The sequence below is a fragment of the Pelomonas cellulosilytica genome, from assembly GCF_021353265.1.
Classification (GTDB): domain Bacteria; phylum Pseudomonadota; class Gammaproteobacteria; order Burkholderiales; family Burkholderiaceae_C; genus Pelomonas; species Pelomonas cellulosilytica.
This window is the reverse complement of sequence record NZ_JAJTWU010000012.1, coordinates 60146-74336: the sequence shown is the minus strand read 5'-3', so window position 1 is coordinate 74336 and position 14191 is coordinate 60146. Positions and strand designations below refer to the sequence as shown.

The window sequence follows — 14191 nt, the reverse complement described above, 5'->3', positions numbered from 1 at the left end:
ATCACGCCGACAGCGAGGTCCACCATGCTCAAGCCCATCCTGCTCGTCGAGGACGACGCCCGCGACCTGGAACTTACCCTGGTCGCCTTGGAGAGAAGCCAGCTCGCCAACGAAGTCATCGTCGTGCGCGATGGTGCCGAGGCGCTGGACTATCTCAACCGCGAAGGCGTGCACGCCGACCGAAGCGAGGGAAACCCGGCCGTCGTGCTGCTGGACCTGAAGCTGCCCAAGGTCAATGGCCTCGAGGTGTTGCGCGCCGTTCGCCACACCGGACCGCTGAAGAGCATTCCCATCGTCATGCTGACGTCATCGCAGGCGGAGTCCGACGTCGTGCAGAGCTACGAGCTGGGCGTCAACGCCTACGTCGTCAAGCCGGTGGAGTTCAGGCAGTTCGTCGCCGCCATCGCCGACCTGGGCGTGTTCTGGGCGGTGCTGAACGAGCCGCCGCCGGGGTCCCTGCGCACGCACCGCCGTTATGAGTGAGGTCCCGGCAGACACCGGCCCCGGGTCGCTCGCGGGCCTGAACATCCTGTTGCTGGAGGACTCGGCCTTCGATGCCGAGCTGCTTGGCGCGACGCTGGAGACTGCCTATCCGTACAGCCGGCTTGTCTGGGTGAAGGACGAGGCCGGCTTCAGGCAGGCGCTCGACTCGGATCGCTTCGACGTCATCCTGTCCGACTACCAGCTACCCGGCTTCAACGGCGCCGAGGCGCTGGATCAGGCGCAGGTCGCCGTGCCGCACACACCTTTCATCTTCGTGTCAGGGGTCATCGGCGAGGAGAACACTGTCGAGCTGCTCAAGCGCGGCGCCACCGACTATGTGATGAAAGGCCGGCTCACGCGATTGCCCATCGTTATCGGCCGGGCGCTGCGCGAGGTGGCCCAGCGTGAGGCCCGCCAGCGCGCCCAAGCCCGGTTGCGCGAGGCGGACGCGCTCTACGCCCGCGTAGTCGACTCGCTGCAGGACTATGCCGTCATCCTGCTGGACCGTGAAGGGCTGATCCGCGACTGGAACCGTGCCGCCGGCGGCATCTTCGGCCACGCGCTGGACGACGTGCGGGGGAGGTCGGCCGAGCTGCTGTTCGCGCCGCAGGACCGGGCAGATGGTGTCGTGCAACGCCAGATGGCCGCCGCGCTGGCCGCCGGCTCGGCCCGTGACGACCGCTGGCTGATGCGGCAGGACGGCAGCCGGCTGCGCGCGGAATGCGTGCTGACGCCGCTCTACAGCGCCGCCGGCGAGCACACCGGGTTCTCCAAGATCGTGCGCGATGTGACGGCCGCCTATGAGGCCTCAGAGCAGCTGCGCCTGGCCAAGGAGGAGGCCGAGCGCAGCAACGAGCTGAAGGACCAGTTCCTTGCCGTTCTGTCGCACGAGTTGCGCTCGCCGCTGAGCGCGATCAGTGGCTGGGCCGACATCCTCGAAAAGCGCAGCGCGGGTGACGAGCTGCTGGGCAAGGCGGCGCTCGTCATCCGCCGCAACGCCCAGCTGCAGGCGCGCATGATCAACGACCTGCTCGACATGAGCGCCGTCGTGGCCGGCAAGCTGGTGCTGCAGCGCGCCCTGCTGGACCTGGCGGCGTTGACGGCTGAGACGCTGCTGTCGCATGAGCATGCGGCGCAGGCACGCCGCATTGAGCTGACGTGCCGTGGCACCGGCGCGCTGTGGGTCGCCGGGGATGCGCAGCGCCTGACGCAGGTGATCTCCAACCTCGTGGGCAATGCGCTGAAATTCAGCGTCGATGGCGGACGCGTGCTCGTGACGACGGAGGTGGACGCCGACGGCATGGCGAGGTTGTCGGTGCAGGACGAAGGCCGCGGCATTTCCGCTGAGTTCTTGCCGCATGTGTTTGACCGGCTGCGCCAGGAGGACGGCTCACGTACGCGCAAAGCCGGCGGTCTGGGGCTGGGGTTGGCCATTGCGAGGGCCATCGTCGACCTTCACGGCGGCCAGATCTTCGCCTTCAGCGACGGGCCTGATCGCGGCGCGCGCTTCGACGTGCGGCTGCCCCCGGTCGCGGCGCCTCACGAGGCGCCAGCCAAGGTCAGCGTGACGGCGGGCGGCGAGGCGGCCGTCCGCCTCGATGGCGTGCGCGTGCTGCTGGTGGACGACGAGGACGATGCGCGGGACATCGGCCAGGCTACGCTGCGGGAGCTGGGCGCCGACGTCGTCGCCGCTGTCAGCGCGCAGGAAGCGCTGGCGCTGCTGGCCCAGCAGCGCTTCGACGTGCTGGTGTCGGATATCGGCATGCCCGAGATGGATGGCCTGTCGCTGGTGCAGGCGGTGCGTCAGCAGCCGGGAACGGCGGAACTGCCCGCGGTGGCTCTGACGGCCTTCGCAATGTTGGGCGACTGCCAGGCCGGTCTGGCCGCCGGCTTCCAGCGCTACGTAGCCAAGCCCATCGACATCCGCCAGCTGGGCGATGCCGTTCGCGAGGCCCTGCATGCGCCGGTCGGTGCGCCGACGCCTGGCGCCTGAGCCAGCGGGCTGACGCCGCACGGCGCCAGCCCCGGGAGCCTCAGTCGATGCGGAAGGCGAAGTCCTGCTGGAACATCGCATCGCCCTGGCACTGGTAGCCCGCCAGCGCGGCTTCGACGGCGCGCTGCAGTGAACGGCGCGTCCTGACGTCCAGCGCGCCCTGCGCGACGCGGAACTCGGTGCCGACGACATGCCCGCCGCGCACGGTGGCCACCACTTGCAGCACGGCGTCGCCGGTCCAGTTGACGGCGGGGACGTCGGGGCGGGGCATGACCGAGCAGACGGCGCCTGGCGTGGTGACGTCCTGCCGGGCCTTCGTGACCGGCTGGGCTTCTCGGGTGACGGGGCCGGCATCGGCCAGGGGTCCGGGGGTGTCACGAATCGGGGTGCCCGTGACGAGTGGCGGCTGCTCAGCCGGACGAGCCACCAGGGGGTCTTCGGGAATCGGCACCGGGATGGTGGGGATGTCCTTCAGGATGGGTTTCTCCGGCTTCACCTTGTCGACCGGGGGCGGCGGATCAACGATTTCGTGCACCGGCTTCACCCACAGCGGGTCCTGATGCTTGACAGGCGAATGGAGCATGCCGGCGCTCAACGCGTAGATGCCGGCCAGGTGCAGCGCAACCACCAGACCGACGCCCAGGTAGCTCCTGGGCTTGGGCGAGGCATAGGTGTGGGGCGTCGTCATGGGCTCTCCTCTCTTGCAGCGGTGGGGAAACCGGAAGTCGCGCACGCGGCGGCTTTGAGCTCAGGCTACTGCTGCGCAGATCTGCAGGCAACGTCGGGTTTGCCCTTCGGTGTCGGCGTATTCGCGACGGAGTGCACACCGCCGTCGAACAGCAGGGTCAGGCCGTGCCGCTCAACAACACGATCAGCGCGCCGGCGCCGCCGTCACTGGCGCGGGCCTGCACGAAGGCCAGCACCTCGTTCTTCTGCACCAGCCAGCGCCGCACGCGGCCCTTGAGCACCGGCTCCCGGCCGGGCGATCCGTGGCCCTTGCCGTGCACGACGCGCACGCAGCGCAGGCCGCGCCGCGCGCTGTCGTGGACGAAGCTGCTGAGCGCCTCGCGCGCGGCATCGCGCCGCAGGCCGTGCAGGTCCAGCTGCGCCTGCAGCGACCAGTGACCGCGCCGCAGTTTGCGGACGACCTCGACGCCGATGCCGTCGCGCCGGAAGCTCAGCGTCTCGTCGGTATCCAGCAGCGTGTCGATGTCGATCTCGTCGGACAGCGCCTGAAGCAGCACAGCGCGTTCGTCGGCCTCGCGCTGGCGTGGCTCGGGAGCGGGCTGCTCGCGCGCGTGGATGACGCGGTTGAAGCTGCGCAGCGGCGTGACCGGGCCGACGCTCAGCTCGAACACGCGGCTTTCCTGTTCGGCCAAGCGCATCGCCGCAGCCAGCCGCTCGCGCTCCGCCTCGGCCGCCAGCCGCGCCGCTGCCAGTTCGCGGGCGAGCGGCTTCAGGTCGGCCAGGCTGCGCACAGTCTTGGGGGTCACAGCAAGCCCCGCTCTGCAAACGACACGACCTCGCCGGCACCGACAATGAAATGGTCCACCACGCGCACGTCCACCAGCGCCAACGCCTGCACAAGATGGCGCGTCAGCGATTCGTCGGCCTTGGAGGGCTCGGCCACGCCGCTCGGATGGTTGTGGGCGAGGATCGCCGCGCCGGCGCCGAGGGCCAGCGCGCGCTTGACCACTTCTCGCGGGTGCACGGCCGTCTGGCTCAGTGTGCCGTGGAACAGCTTCTCCATCGCGATGAGTCGCAGCTGCGCGTCCAGGAACAGCACGGCGAACACTTCCTGACTCAGACCACCTAGGTGCAACCGAAGATAGGTCTTGACGGTCTCCACGGCGTTCATTGCCGGTCTTTCGGCTAGCTGCTGGTTCAGTGAACGCCGCGCAATCTCCAGCACGGCGGCGATCTCCGCGCGCTTGGCCGGTCCCAAGCCCCTGACCTTGCCGAGATCCTGGACGCTGGCCGCCAGCAGCCCGGCCCACCCGCCGAACCGGTCGAGCAGGCTCTGCGCCAGCAGCAACACGGGCATGCCCTGGATGCCGGTGCGCAGGAGCAGCGCCAGCAGCTCGGCGTCCGCGAGCGCCTGCGGGCCACGGGCCAGCAGTTTCTCGCGCGGGCGCGCGTCCGGAGGGAGGTGGGTCAGCGACATAAAATCGCGCCCAGTCTAGCCAAGCGCTTCGCCCCTTCTCGCATGAACCCCATCCAGGCCGGGTCCTTCCTGACCCTGCACTACCGCCTCACGGGGCCTGACGGTGCCGACATCGTCAACACCTTCGATGACAAGCCCGCCACGCTGTCCCTCGGCGCCGGTCAGCTGTCCCCGGCCATCGAGGCCCGCCTGATCGGCCTGCCCGAGGGCGCACATGAACGTTTCGAGCTGCCGGCGGGTGAGGCCTTCGGCGAGCGCAACCCGGAGCTGCTGCAGCGCGTGAAGCTGTCTTTGCTGAAGCAGCTGGGCGACCCCGACGAGACCTACCATGTCGGCGACGTCGTGCAGTTCCCGGGCCCGGACGGACAGGGCGGCTATGCCGGCGTCGTGCGCGAGCTGGGCGATGAAGCGCTGCTGTTCGACTTCAACCATCCGTTGGCCGGCCAGCCGGTCAGCTTCGAAGTCAAAGTGATCGGGGTGTTGTGATGCCTGCTGCCGTGCATCCGCAGGAAGTGTTGCTCGCCGAGCCACGCGGCTTCTGTGCCGGCGTGGACCGTGCAATCGAGATCGTCGAGCGTGCGCTCGTCAAGTTCGGCGCGCCGATCTACGTGCGCCACGAGATCGTCCACAACACCTACGTCGTCAACGACCTGAAGTCGCGCGGCGCGATCTTCATCGAGGACCTGGCCGAGGTGCCGGCCGGCGCGACACTGGTGTTCAGCGCCCACGGCGTGAGCCAGGAGGTGCGCCGCGAGGCCGCCGAGCGCGGCTTCCAGATTTTCGACGCGACCTGCCCGCTGGTCACGAAGGTCCATGTCGAAGTGGCCAAGCTGCACCGCGAGGGCTTCGAGTTCATCATGATCGGCCACAAGGGTCACCCTGAAGTCGAGGGCACCATGGGTCAGCTGACGGACGGCATCTACCTCGTCGAAGAGGTGGCCGACGTGGCCAAGGTGCAGGTGAAGGATCAGACCCGGCTCGCTGTCGTCACGCAGACGACGCTGAGCGTGGACGACGCGGCCGAGATCCTGGCAGAGGTCAAGCGCGTGTTCCCGCAGGTGCGGGAGCCCAAGAAGCAGGACATCTGCTACGCCACGCAGAACAGGCAGGATGCCGTCAAGCTGCTGGCGCCGCAGGTGGATGTCGTCATCGTCGTCGGCAGCCCCACCAGCTCCAACAGCAACCGCCTGCGCGAGCTGGCCGAGCGCCTCGGCACGCCGGGCTACATGGTGGATGCGGCTGAAGACCTGAAGGCCGAGTGGCTGGAGGGCCGCACCCGAGTGGGCCTGACCGCGGGCGCCTCGGCCCCCGACGTGCTGGTGCAGGCCGTCATCGACCGGCTGCGTCAGCTCGGCGCGATGACTGTGCGCAGCCTGCCGGGCGTGGAGGAGCATGTGCGCTTCCCGCTGCCCATGGGCCTGGGCGACAAGTCCATGGCCGAGGTGAGTGCCTCCCGATCTTGAAGCCGATGCCTCATGCACCGGCGGCGCTGTGACATCGGCGCCGTTTTCGTATTCGATTCCCGAAGGATTCCCATGCTGGACATCACCCAACTGCGCAAGGACCTCGATGCCGTCGTCGAGCGCCTAAACGCGCGCAAAACCCCGCAGCCCTTCCTGGACGTGGAGCGCTTCAAGGCGCTGGAGGCCGAACGCAAGGCCGTGCAGACCCGCACCGAGGAACTGCAGGCCCGCCGCAACAGCCTGTCCAAGCAGATCGGCATGGCCAAGGGCAAGGGCGAGGACGCCTCCGCGCTGATGGCCGAGGTCGGCGGCATTGCCGACGAGCTGAAGGCCGGCGCCGAGCGGCTGGACGCCATCCAGGCCGAGCTCAACGACATGCTGATGGGCGTGCCCAACCTGCCCGACGCCAGCGTGCCCGCGGGCGCCGACGAGCACGGCAACGTCGAAGTGCGCCGCTGGGGCACGCCGCGCACCTTCAACTTCGAAGTGAAAGACCATGTCGACCTGGGCGCGCCGCTCGGCCTGGATTTCGAGACCGGCGCCCGGTTGTCCGGCTCGCGCTTCACGTTCTTGAAGGGCCCGGTCGCCCGGCTGCACCGCGCGCTCGCGCAGTTCATGCTGGACATCCAGACGACCGAGCACGGCTACACCGAGTGCTACACGCCCTACATTGTCAACCGCGAGATCCTCGAAGGCACGGGCCAGTTGCCCAAGTTCAAGGAGGAGATGTTCTGGGTGCTGCGCGGCGGCGACGACGAGCAGGGCGAGCAGTATCTGATCTCTACGTCGGAAATCTCGCTGACCAACACGGTGCGCGAAAGCGTCCTCAAGGCCGAAGACCTGCCGGTCAAGCTGACGGCGCACAGCCCCTGCTTCCGGTCGGAGGCAGGCTCTGCCGGGCGCGACACGCGCGGCATGATTCGCCAGCACCAGTTCGACAAGGTCGAGATGGTTCGCATCGAGCACCCTGAGCACAGCATGGCCGCGCTGGAGCAAATGACCGGCCATGCCGAGGCCATCCTGCAGAAGCTCGGTCTTCCGTACCGCACGATGCTGCTGTGCAGCGGTGACATGGGCTTCGGCGCGGCCAAGACGTATGACCTGGAGGTTTGGCTGCCGGCGCAGAACACCTTCCGCGAGATCAGCTCCTGCTCGAACATGGGTGCCTTCCAGGCCCGCCGCATGCAGGCGCGCTTCAAGAACGCCCAGGGGAAGAACGAGCTGGTCCACACGCTCAACGGCTCCGGCCTCGCCGTGGGCCGCACCCTGGTGGCGGTGCTGGAGAACTACCAGCAGGCCGATGGCTCCATCGAGGTGCCCGAGGCTCTGCGCCCTTACATGGGCGGGCTGGCGGTGCTGCGCGGCTGAGTTGATGCGTGCGGCGAAATTCAGGCTACAATACTGGGCTTCGCTCGCACCGAATCAGGAGAGGTGGCAGAGTGGTCGAATGTACCTGACTCGAAATCAGGCGTACGGTATCCCCGTACCGAGGGTTCGAATCCCTCCCTCTCCGCCAATTGTCATTTTTTGACAAGCACTTAGGCTAGTTTTACGACTAGCCTTTTTGCTTTTTCGGTCCGTAGATTTGGCGACGGCACTACATGCCGGTCTCCGCCACTCCAGGCCAATCAGCTGGTCGTGAAGGTGGGATGGCGTTCGAGCAGCATCCGCAACTGTGCTTGGCGCCCTGTGACACCTAGAACGCGCTTCGCGACACTTGCCCGCGTCCTACGCTCACGTGTGAAATTCGGCCATCTATGAGCGACGTGAATAACTTATAAGAGGCTATGTCACAAATAAACGATCTGTTGTCAGCGCCTGAAGTCATGCCAAGGCGACAACGCATCGTTTTGACTTTGGTGCTTTTGATCATTGCCGCCTGTGGCGCCGTAACCGGCCGCAGCCTGAGCGAACTGGCCCGAGCGCAGCAAAAGCTGGATGAGGCCCTGCGTACGACGATTGCGGCGGATCGGATGATTCGGCTGGTTCTCGACGCGGAGTCGAGCCAGTATGGATACCTGATGTCCGGTGGTGCGGACCACTTCGCGGCCTACCACTCGGCGCTTGCCGACATCCGTTCCGCAACACAGGCCCTCGAACAGCGGGCAGCAGCAACCGCTTCGCAAGCCCTCGTTAAGGAGGCGATGGCGATGGTGGACGTCAAGCTCGATGACCTGGCCAAGGTCGTCGCGTTGCGGGCCTCCGGCCTGGGTGCGGAGGCCGAGGCAGCGATCCGCGGGGGGCGAGGGCTGCAGCTGATGTCTGCCCTGCGGACCAAAGAAGAGGCCATCGCGCGGAGTCAGGCGCTGCAAGTCGTTGAGCTGCAGCGAGCCCACGACCGAGCCTTGTCGATGATGTACGGCACGTTGGCCGTGCAGATTCTCGTCAGCATCGGGCTGCTGGGCTTTGTGGTGACGAGAAGCATGGTCTTCGCGCGACGCATGGCCGCCAACGAGGCCGCTCTGACTCAACGCGCGGCAGAACTGGAAAGCCTTGCGGCACGGACGGCGGAACAGAATGCGCACCTGCGACAGCTGTCTGAGATGGGGCGCTTCTTGCAGACCTGCCAGGACATGAGTGAGGCGCAAGCCATCCTGGCCGACCACCTGCCGTCGTTGCTGAAGGCGAGCTCCGGCGCGCTCTATCTGGTCGCTGCGTCAAAAAACCAGTTGCGCCGATGCCTGTCGTGGGGTGAGGTGGCCTATGCCGAGTATTTCGAGCCGCTGGAATGCTGGGCGCTCCGCAATGGCCAACCGTTCGAGCAGCCGTCGAAGGGCGGCGCGAGTGCATGCAAGCATCTTCAACATGCAGAATTGCCGTTGAGGCCGGGAACCCTATGCATTCCCTTGGCCTCTCATGGCGACCTGGCCGGCCTGCTGGTCCTGGAGGCGGCTCAGCCGGAGGACCTGTCCCGGGTTTCTCAACTGCGGCAGTCCGCATTTGAACAAGTCGCGCTTTCGCTGGGCAATCTGCGCCTGCGGGAATCACTGCGTCAGCAATCCACCCGAGACGCGCTCACCGGCCTCTACAACAGGCGCTTCCTTGACGAATCGTTGAATCGCGAATTGCTCCGGGCGATGCGAGGCGAGGGGGAGGAAGGAGCCTGCCTGGCCGTGCTGATGATCGACGTGGATCATTTCAAGCAGTTCAATGACAAGCATGGACACGACCTGGGCGATCAGGTCTTGCGTCGTGTGGCTGGCACGCTGGCGCAGACCGTCAGGGCCGGAGACCTGGTGGCCCGCTATGGTGGCGAGGAGTTCACCGTCGTTCTGCCAGGCACGACCAGGGAATCGGCGTTGACCCGCGCCTGGGCGCTGGTGGAGGCGATTCGCCACATGCCGCCGTTGAGCGTCGGAGGAGGGCAGCACCAGCCGGTCACCGTCTCCATTGGCATGGCGTGCATGCCGCTGGACGCGCAGGCTGCGGATGAACTAATTCAGAAGGCGGACTCGGCGCTCTACCGTGCCAAGCGCGATGGACGCAACCGGGTGGTCGCCTTCGGCGCTCCGCAAGCGCTGGCCCCGGCCCCGGCCGAGGCCTGACGCTACAGCTGCCGCAGGATCTCCTGGGCGACCGAGCCCAGCGGAATGGTCTTCTCGACGCCGCCCCGTTTAATCGCTTCGCGGGGCATGCCGAAGACGACGCAGCTCTCCTCGTCTTGCGCGGCGGTGCGAGCGCCGGCGTTGCGCATTTCCAGCAGACCGGCCGCACCGTCGTCGCCCATGCCGGTCATGATGACGCCCAGGGCATTGACGCCGGCGCTCTTGGCAACGGAGCGGAACAGCACGTCCACCGATGGCCGGTGCCGGTTGACGAGGGGACCGTCGACGACCTCGACGAAGTACTGAGCCCCGCTGCGCTTGAGCAGAAGATGGCGACCTCCGGGGGCGATCAGTGCGCGCCCGGGTACAACGCGGTCGTTGGTCGCAGCTTCCTTCACGGTGATCTGGCAGAGCGTATCCAGCCTGGCGGCGAAGGCGGCCGTGAACTTCTCCGGCATGTGCTGCACGATGACGATGCCCGGGCATACGCGTGGCAAGGTCGTCAGCACCTCCTCGAGCGCCTGCGTGCCGCCGGTGGAGGTACCGATGGCAACCACCCGCTCTGTCGTCTGCGACATGGCGCGGGTTGCAACCGGGGGCAGGATGACGTCGGCCGTGTGCTTGGCGGGTGCAAGTCCGCCGGCGCTCGCCGCCGTAGTGGCTTCCGGGCGGGGAACGAGCCGGCGCACGTTGGCGCGTGCCGCCGTGCGCACGGTCTGCACCAGGTCGTCCGATGCCTCCACGAGGAACTGCTTGAGCCCGAGCTTGGGCTTGGTCACGATGGCGACTGCGCCGGCGGCAAGGGCCTCCAGTGTCGTCTTCGCGCCCTTGTCCGTCAGCGTCGAGCAAATGACCACGGGCGTCGGGCGCTCGTGCATGATGCGGCGCAAGAAGGTGATGCCGTCCATGCGCGGCATCTCGACATCCAGCACTATGACGTCGGGCCATTGCTGCTTGAGCCGCTCTATGGCGAGCAGCGGGTCGGCCACTGCAGCAATGACCTGAATGCCGGGCGATGCGCCGAGCAGGCCGGCGACGACCTGCCGCACGACGGCGGAGTCGTCGACGACCATGACCTTGATTGGATTCATGTGGGGGGCACGCCCGGTGCGGCTCAGAAGGAAGCGAACAACGTCGCAGCGTTGGCTTTGGGGCTGATCTGGCGCGACCAGACATTGCCGCTGTGCACATCGAAAATGATCTGCCGGTGTCCACGGCCGAAGAGGCTTTCGGAAACGACCTGAATGCCTCTCGACTGCAGCATCTCGCGCGCAGCCTCGCCATTGCGGCGCCCGATGGTCTTGTGCCCGACGGAGGTCCGCGTGGAGAACATCTCGCCGCCGCCGAAGATCTTGGCCTGGCATTGCGCGGGCCGCACGTCGTCGCGGGCGAGTTCACCGAGCATCAGGTGCAGGGCCTCGTCGCCATAACGGCCGTCCAGCTCCGCAGCCGGGCGGCCTGAATGACAGCGTGTGGCCAGCAGAAAGTGGGACATGGCACCGACACGCCGCTGTGGGCTCCAAAGCGTGACGGACACGCAGGAGCCCAGCAGCGTGCGGATGCGGTGCGATTCATCGCCGACGAAGTATTCGCCAGGGCGCAGGAAGATGTCGATCTGCGACGAGAAGGCAGGTACGACGGCGGGAGGGGTCTTATCCATGGGATCGCAGTGAACCTGGAGGCGATGCCGACGTGTGATGGTGCTGACCCCGACGTCTGACCGCACGCCCGGCGCAGCCGCGGCGCCGGCGTGACGCCTCCGGAGCCGGTCAAGGCTTGCGATAAATCGACGGGGCGATCTGCTGGACAGCCGTGGTGATGTCATTGAGGCTTTCGGAGTGACCGATGCAGAAGAAGCCGCCTGGCTTGAGCAGCGAGAGCACACGAGCCACGACCTGGCGCTTGGTGTCGCTGTTGAAATAGATCATCACGTTGCGCAGGAAGATGACATCGAAGCTGCCCAGTCGGGGCAATTCGGTGTTGAGATTCACATGCGAAAACGTGACCCGGCTGCGGAGCTCGCGGTCGACCAGCAGCGTCCCCTCCTGTTCGCCGTGGCCGCGAAGGCAGAAACGCTTCAGGTAAGCCGGTGGAATCAGCCGCGTGCGTTCCAGCGAATAGTGCCCGGCACGCGCCCGCTGCAGCACGCGGCTGCTGATGTCGGACCCCACGACGTCCCAGGTCGTGCCGCCCAGGCAGTCGGCCAGCACCATGGCGATGCTGTAGCACTCCTCGCCGGTGGAACTTGCTGCGCTCCACACGCGGAACGGCTGGCCGGTTCGGCGCGTTGCGTAAGCCATCGCCACCTCGCGCAGCAGCTCGAAGTGCTTGGGTTCACGGAAGAAATAGGTCTCGTTGGTCGTCAGCAGGTCGACGGCCGTCTGCACTTCGGTGGGAGCGCTGCCACTGGCCAACAACTTGAAGTACGCCGAATAGCTGTTCAGCTGATGGGCCACGAGCCGCTTGGACAGGCGGCCGCAGACCAGCGCCTTCTTCGCGGGGGACAGGCTGATGCCCGCGGCTTCGTAGATGAAGCGCTGGAAGTGCCCGAACTCGGTGTCGGTAATGGAATTCATCGGGGCTCGGAACGCAGGGCTAGGGATTGGGGAGCGCGTTCTGGCGCAGCTCCTGCAGCCGGGGTTGGTGGCGCTTGATCCATGGCAGCATGTCGCTCGCCGGCATGGGCTTGGCAATCAGGAAGCCCTGGCCGATGGCGCATCCGGCCTGTTGCAGCAGGCGCCAGTCTTCCATCATCTCGACGCCCTCGGCGACCGTGACCATGTCGAGCCGGCGGGCCATGTCCAGGGCGGACTCCAGGATCACGCGTAGGTTGGTCCGCTGATGCGAGCCGTGCACGAAGGATCGGTCGATCTTCAGTTCGGTGAATGGGATCCGGGCGAGCTGCTGCATCGACGAAAAACCCGTGCCGTAGTCGTCGATCGACAGGCCGAACCCCTTCAGCCGCAAGCGGGCCAACACGCCGAGTGCCGTGCTTGCGCGTGAGGCGAGCGTGCCCTCGGTGATTTCGAGCACGACCTGCTCCGATTTCAGACCGTGGCGCCTCACCATGGCGGCGATCTCGTCCACTAACGATGGCCGGTCGAGCAGGCGCTGGGACAGGTTGATTGCCATCGACAGCCTGAGCCCGCGCCGACCCCATTGCGCCGCCTGCGCCAGCGCCCGTGCCATCACCGCCATCGTCAGTTCATGGATCAGGCCTTCCTGCTCGGCCAGCGCGACAAAGAGGTCGGGGCGCACGAAGCCGCTGCCCGGTCGGTGCCAGCGTGCCAGCGCTTCCATGCCCCTGACGATGCCGGTGCGCATGTCGACCTTGGGCTGGTAGTGGACGTCGATCGCGCCGACGGCGATGGCCGACGCGAGGTCATCTCGTGTGAAGGCCGGGGTCGGGGCCGCCGTGGCGGCCGGGGCGCCAGTGGCCTGCTCGGGCGGCTTGAAGCGCTGCAGAGCGGCCTGGAACGGGCCAGCTCGCAGGGGCTTCTGCAGCCCGGCAAGGACGGTGAGGCCCAGCTTGCGGGCCATGATCTCGACGGAATGGATCAGCGCTCCCTCGCGTCCCGAGGCCACCAGCAGCGGCACATGGATCCGACGCTGATGCAACTGCTGGATCAGTTCGACACCATCGATGCCGGGCATCTCCAGGTCGACGACGAGCACGTCAGGCGGCAGGTCCAGCCTCTCCAGCAACGCCAGGGCCTCGCTGCCGCTGGCGGCTTGATGGATCAGGGCCACGCCGTGCTCACGGCCCAGTGCCACGGCATGCTCGCGCTGCACATCGCTGTCGTCCACGATGAGCATTGAGCCGACGCGATGCGTCATCCCGTCAGTCGTCGCGATTTCAGGGGAACGTGACATTCGATTCATCGGTCACGGATGTGACCGCTGTGACGCGGGCCGCGGATGCGGCCCGCCGAGCGGCAATGAGGCAGCAGGTCATGGGAAGGCCGTCGGCCGCCTAGTGCGATTCGGTCGATCCATCCGTGATGGCTGCCGTGTCACCATGAGCCAGCTCATCCAGTGCCAGCACTTGGTTGAGGTCCAGCAGGATCACGAACTTTCCCTTGACCTTGCCCATGCCCTGGATGAAGTCGCCGCGTATGCGCGTGCCAAAGGAAGGGGGCGGCTCGATGTCGGCTGGCGCTATGTCCAGCACCTCGCTCACCGAGTCCACGATGATGCCGACCACCTGGTTTTCGACCCGCTCGCCGTCGCGGACCTGGACCTCGACGATGACGATGCAACTGCGCTTGGTGATGTCGCTGGACGGCCGTCCGAAGCGGGCCAGCAAATCCATCACCGGCACAACAGCACCGCGCAGGTTGATCACCCCGCGGACCGATGCCGGCATCATCGGCACCTCCGTGAGGCTTTGGTATTCGATGATTTCCTTGATCGCCAGAATGCCGATGGCGAACATCTCGCCGCCGAGCATGAAGGTCAGGAATTGGGTGGGATCGCTCACCGCGGCGGGCGGAGCCGGGAGATCGCGCGCTGCGAGCGTGGGGACCAATGCGTTCATGACCAG

General features: G+C 66.8%; 14 protein-coding genes and 1 tRNA gene. 7 read left to right on the top strand and 8 right to left on the bottom strand.

The genetic code is table 11. The annotated features are described in order from the left end of the window. Positions 1-24 precede the first annotated feature (24 nt). Entirely contained in the window at positions 25-483 is a 459-nt protein-coding gene (locus tag LXT13_RS25645) for a response regulator (RefSeq protein ID WP_233375160.1), read from the top strand. After that, positions 476-2476: a hybrid sensor histidine kinase/response regulator gene (locus LXT13_RS25640; protein WP_233375159.1), complete on the top strand. Its 2001-nt coding sequence runs from the start codon at positions 476-478 to the stop codon at positions 2474-2476. Before LXT13_RS25645 ends, LXT13_RS25640 begins: the two co-directional genes overlap by 8 nt. 40 nt (positions 2477-2516) lie before the next feature. Here LXT13_RS25640 and LXT13_RS25635 read toward each other — a convergent pair whose 3' ends face one another. The 3 genes from LXT13_RS25635 to radC form a co-directional block, all read right to left on the bottom strand. Further along, positions 2517-3164, bottom strand: coding sequence for a hypothetical protein (locus tag LXT13_RS25635; protein WP_233375158.1), 648 nt, complete (start codon positions 3162-3164; stop codon positions 2517-2519). 157 nt (positions 3165-3321) lie between these two features. After that, on the bottom strand, positions 3322-3969 hold the full coding sequence (locus tag LXT13_RS25630; RefSeq protein WP_419964712.1) for a Smr/MutS family protein: 648 nt from the start codon (positions 3967-3969) through the stop codon (positions 3322-3324). Beyond that, positions 3966-4640, bottom strand: a complete 675-nt coding sequence (radC, locus tag LXT13_RS25625; RefSeq protein ID WP_233375157.1) for a RadC family protein — start codon at positions 4638-4640, stop codon at positions 3966-3968. The genes LXT13_RS25630 and radC overlap by 4 nt, the downstream gene beginning before the upstream one ends. Before the next feature lie 42 nt (positions 4641-4682). Between radC and LXT13_RS25620 the strand changes: the two genes are divergently transcribed. The 5 genes from LXT13_RS25620 to LXT13_RS25600 all read left to right on the top strand — a co-directional run bounded on the left by LXT13_RS25620 (position 4683) and on the right by LXT13_RS25600 (position 9648). After that, positions 4683-5126, top strand: a complete 444-nt coding sequence (locus tag LXT13_RS25620; protein ID WP_233375156.1) for an FKBP-type peptidyl-prolyl cis-trans isomerase — start codon at positions 4683-4685, stop codon at positions 5124-5126. Further along, on the top strand, positions 5126-6103 hold the full coding sequence (ispH, locus tag LXT13_RS25615; protein WP_233375155.1) for a 4-hydroxy-3-methylbut-2-enyl diphosphate reductase: 978 nt from the start codon (positions 5126-5128) through the stop codon (positions 6101-6103). The genes LXT13_RS25620 and ispH overlap by 1 nt, the downstream gene beginning before the upstream one ends. 72 nt (positions 6104-6175) lie before the next feature. Beyond that, entirely contained in the window at positions 6176-7471 is a 1296-nt protein-coding gene (gene serS, locus LXT13_RS25610) for a serine--tRNA ligase (RefSeq protein WP_233375154.1), read from the top strand. Between the two features lie 57 nt (positions 7472-7528). Further along, positions 7529-7619, top strand: a tRNA-Ser gene (locus LXT13_RS25605). 343 nt (positions 7620-7962) lie between these two features. Continuing rightward, positions 7963-9648: a sensor domain-containing diguanylate cyclase gene (locus LXT13_RS25600; protein WP_233375153.1), complete on the top strand. Its 1686-nt coding sequence runs from the start codon at positions 7963-7965 to the stop codon at positions 9646-9648. Positions 9649-9650: 2 nt separating this feature from the next. Here LXT13_RS25600 and LXT13_RS25595 read toward each other — a convergent pair whose 3' ends face one another. The 5 genes from LXT13_RS25595 to LXT13_RS25575 form a co-directional block, all read right to left on the bottom strand. Beyond that, complete coding sequence (locus LXT13_RS25595; protein ID WP_233375152.1) at positions 9651-10739, bottom strand: protein-glutamate methylesterase/protein-glutamine glutaminase; 1089 nt, start codon at positions 10737-10739, stop codon at positions 9651-9653. A 23-nt stretch (positions 10740-10762) separates the two neighbouring features. Further along, on the bottom strand, positions 10763-11308 hold the full coding sequence (locus LXT13_RS25590) for a chemotaxis protein CheD (RefSeq protein WP_233375151.1): 546 nt from the start codon (positions 11306-11308) through the stop codon (positions 10763-10765). 109 nt (positions 11309-11417) lie between these two features. Continuing rightward, positions 11418-12224: a CheR family methyltransferase gene (locus LXT13_RS25585; RefSeq protein ID WP_233375150.1), complete on the bottom strand. Its 807-nt coding sequence runs from the start codon at positions 12222-12224 to the stop codon at positions 11418-11420. Between the two features lie 19 nt (positions 12225-12243). Then, entirely contained in the window at positions 12244-13464 is a 1221-nt protein-coding gene (locus LXT13_RS25580; protein ID WP_349254866.1) for an EAL domain-containing response regulator, read from the bottom strand. Between the two features lie 157 nt (positions 13465-13621). Then, positions 13622-14185, bottom strand: a complete 564-nt coding sequence (locus tag LXT13_RS25575; protein ID WP_233375149.1) for a chemotaxis protein CheW — start codon at positions 14183-14185, stop codon at positions 13622-13624. Positions 14186-14191: the final 6 nt, after the last annotated feature.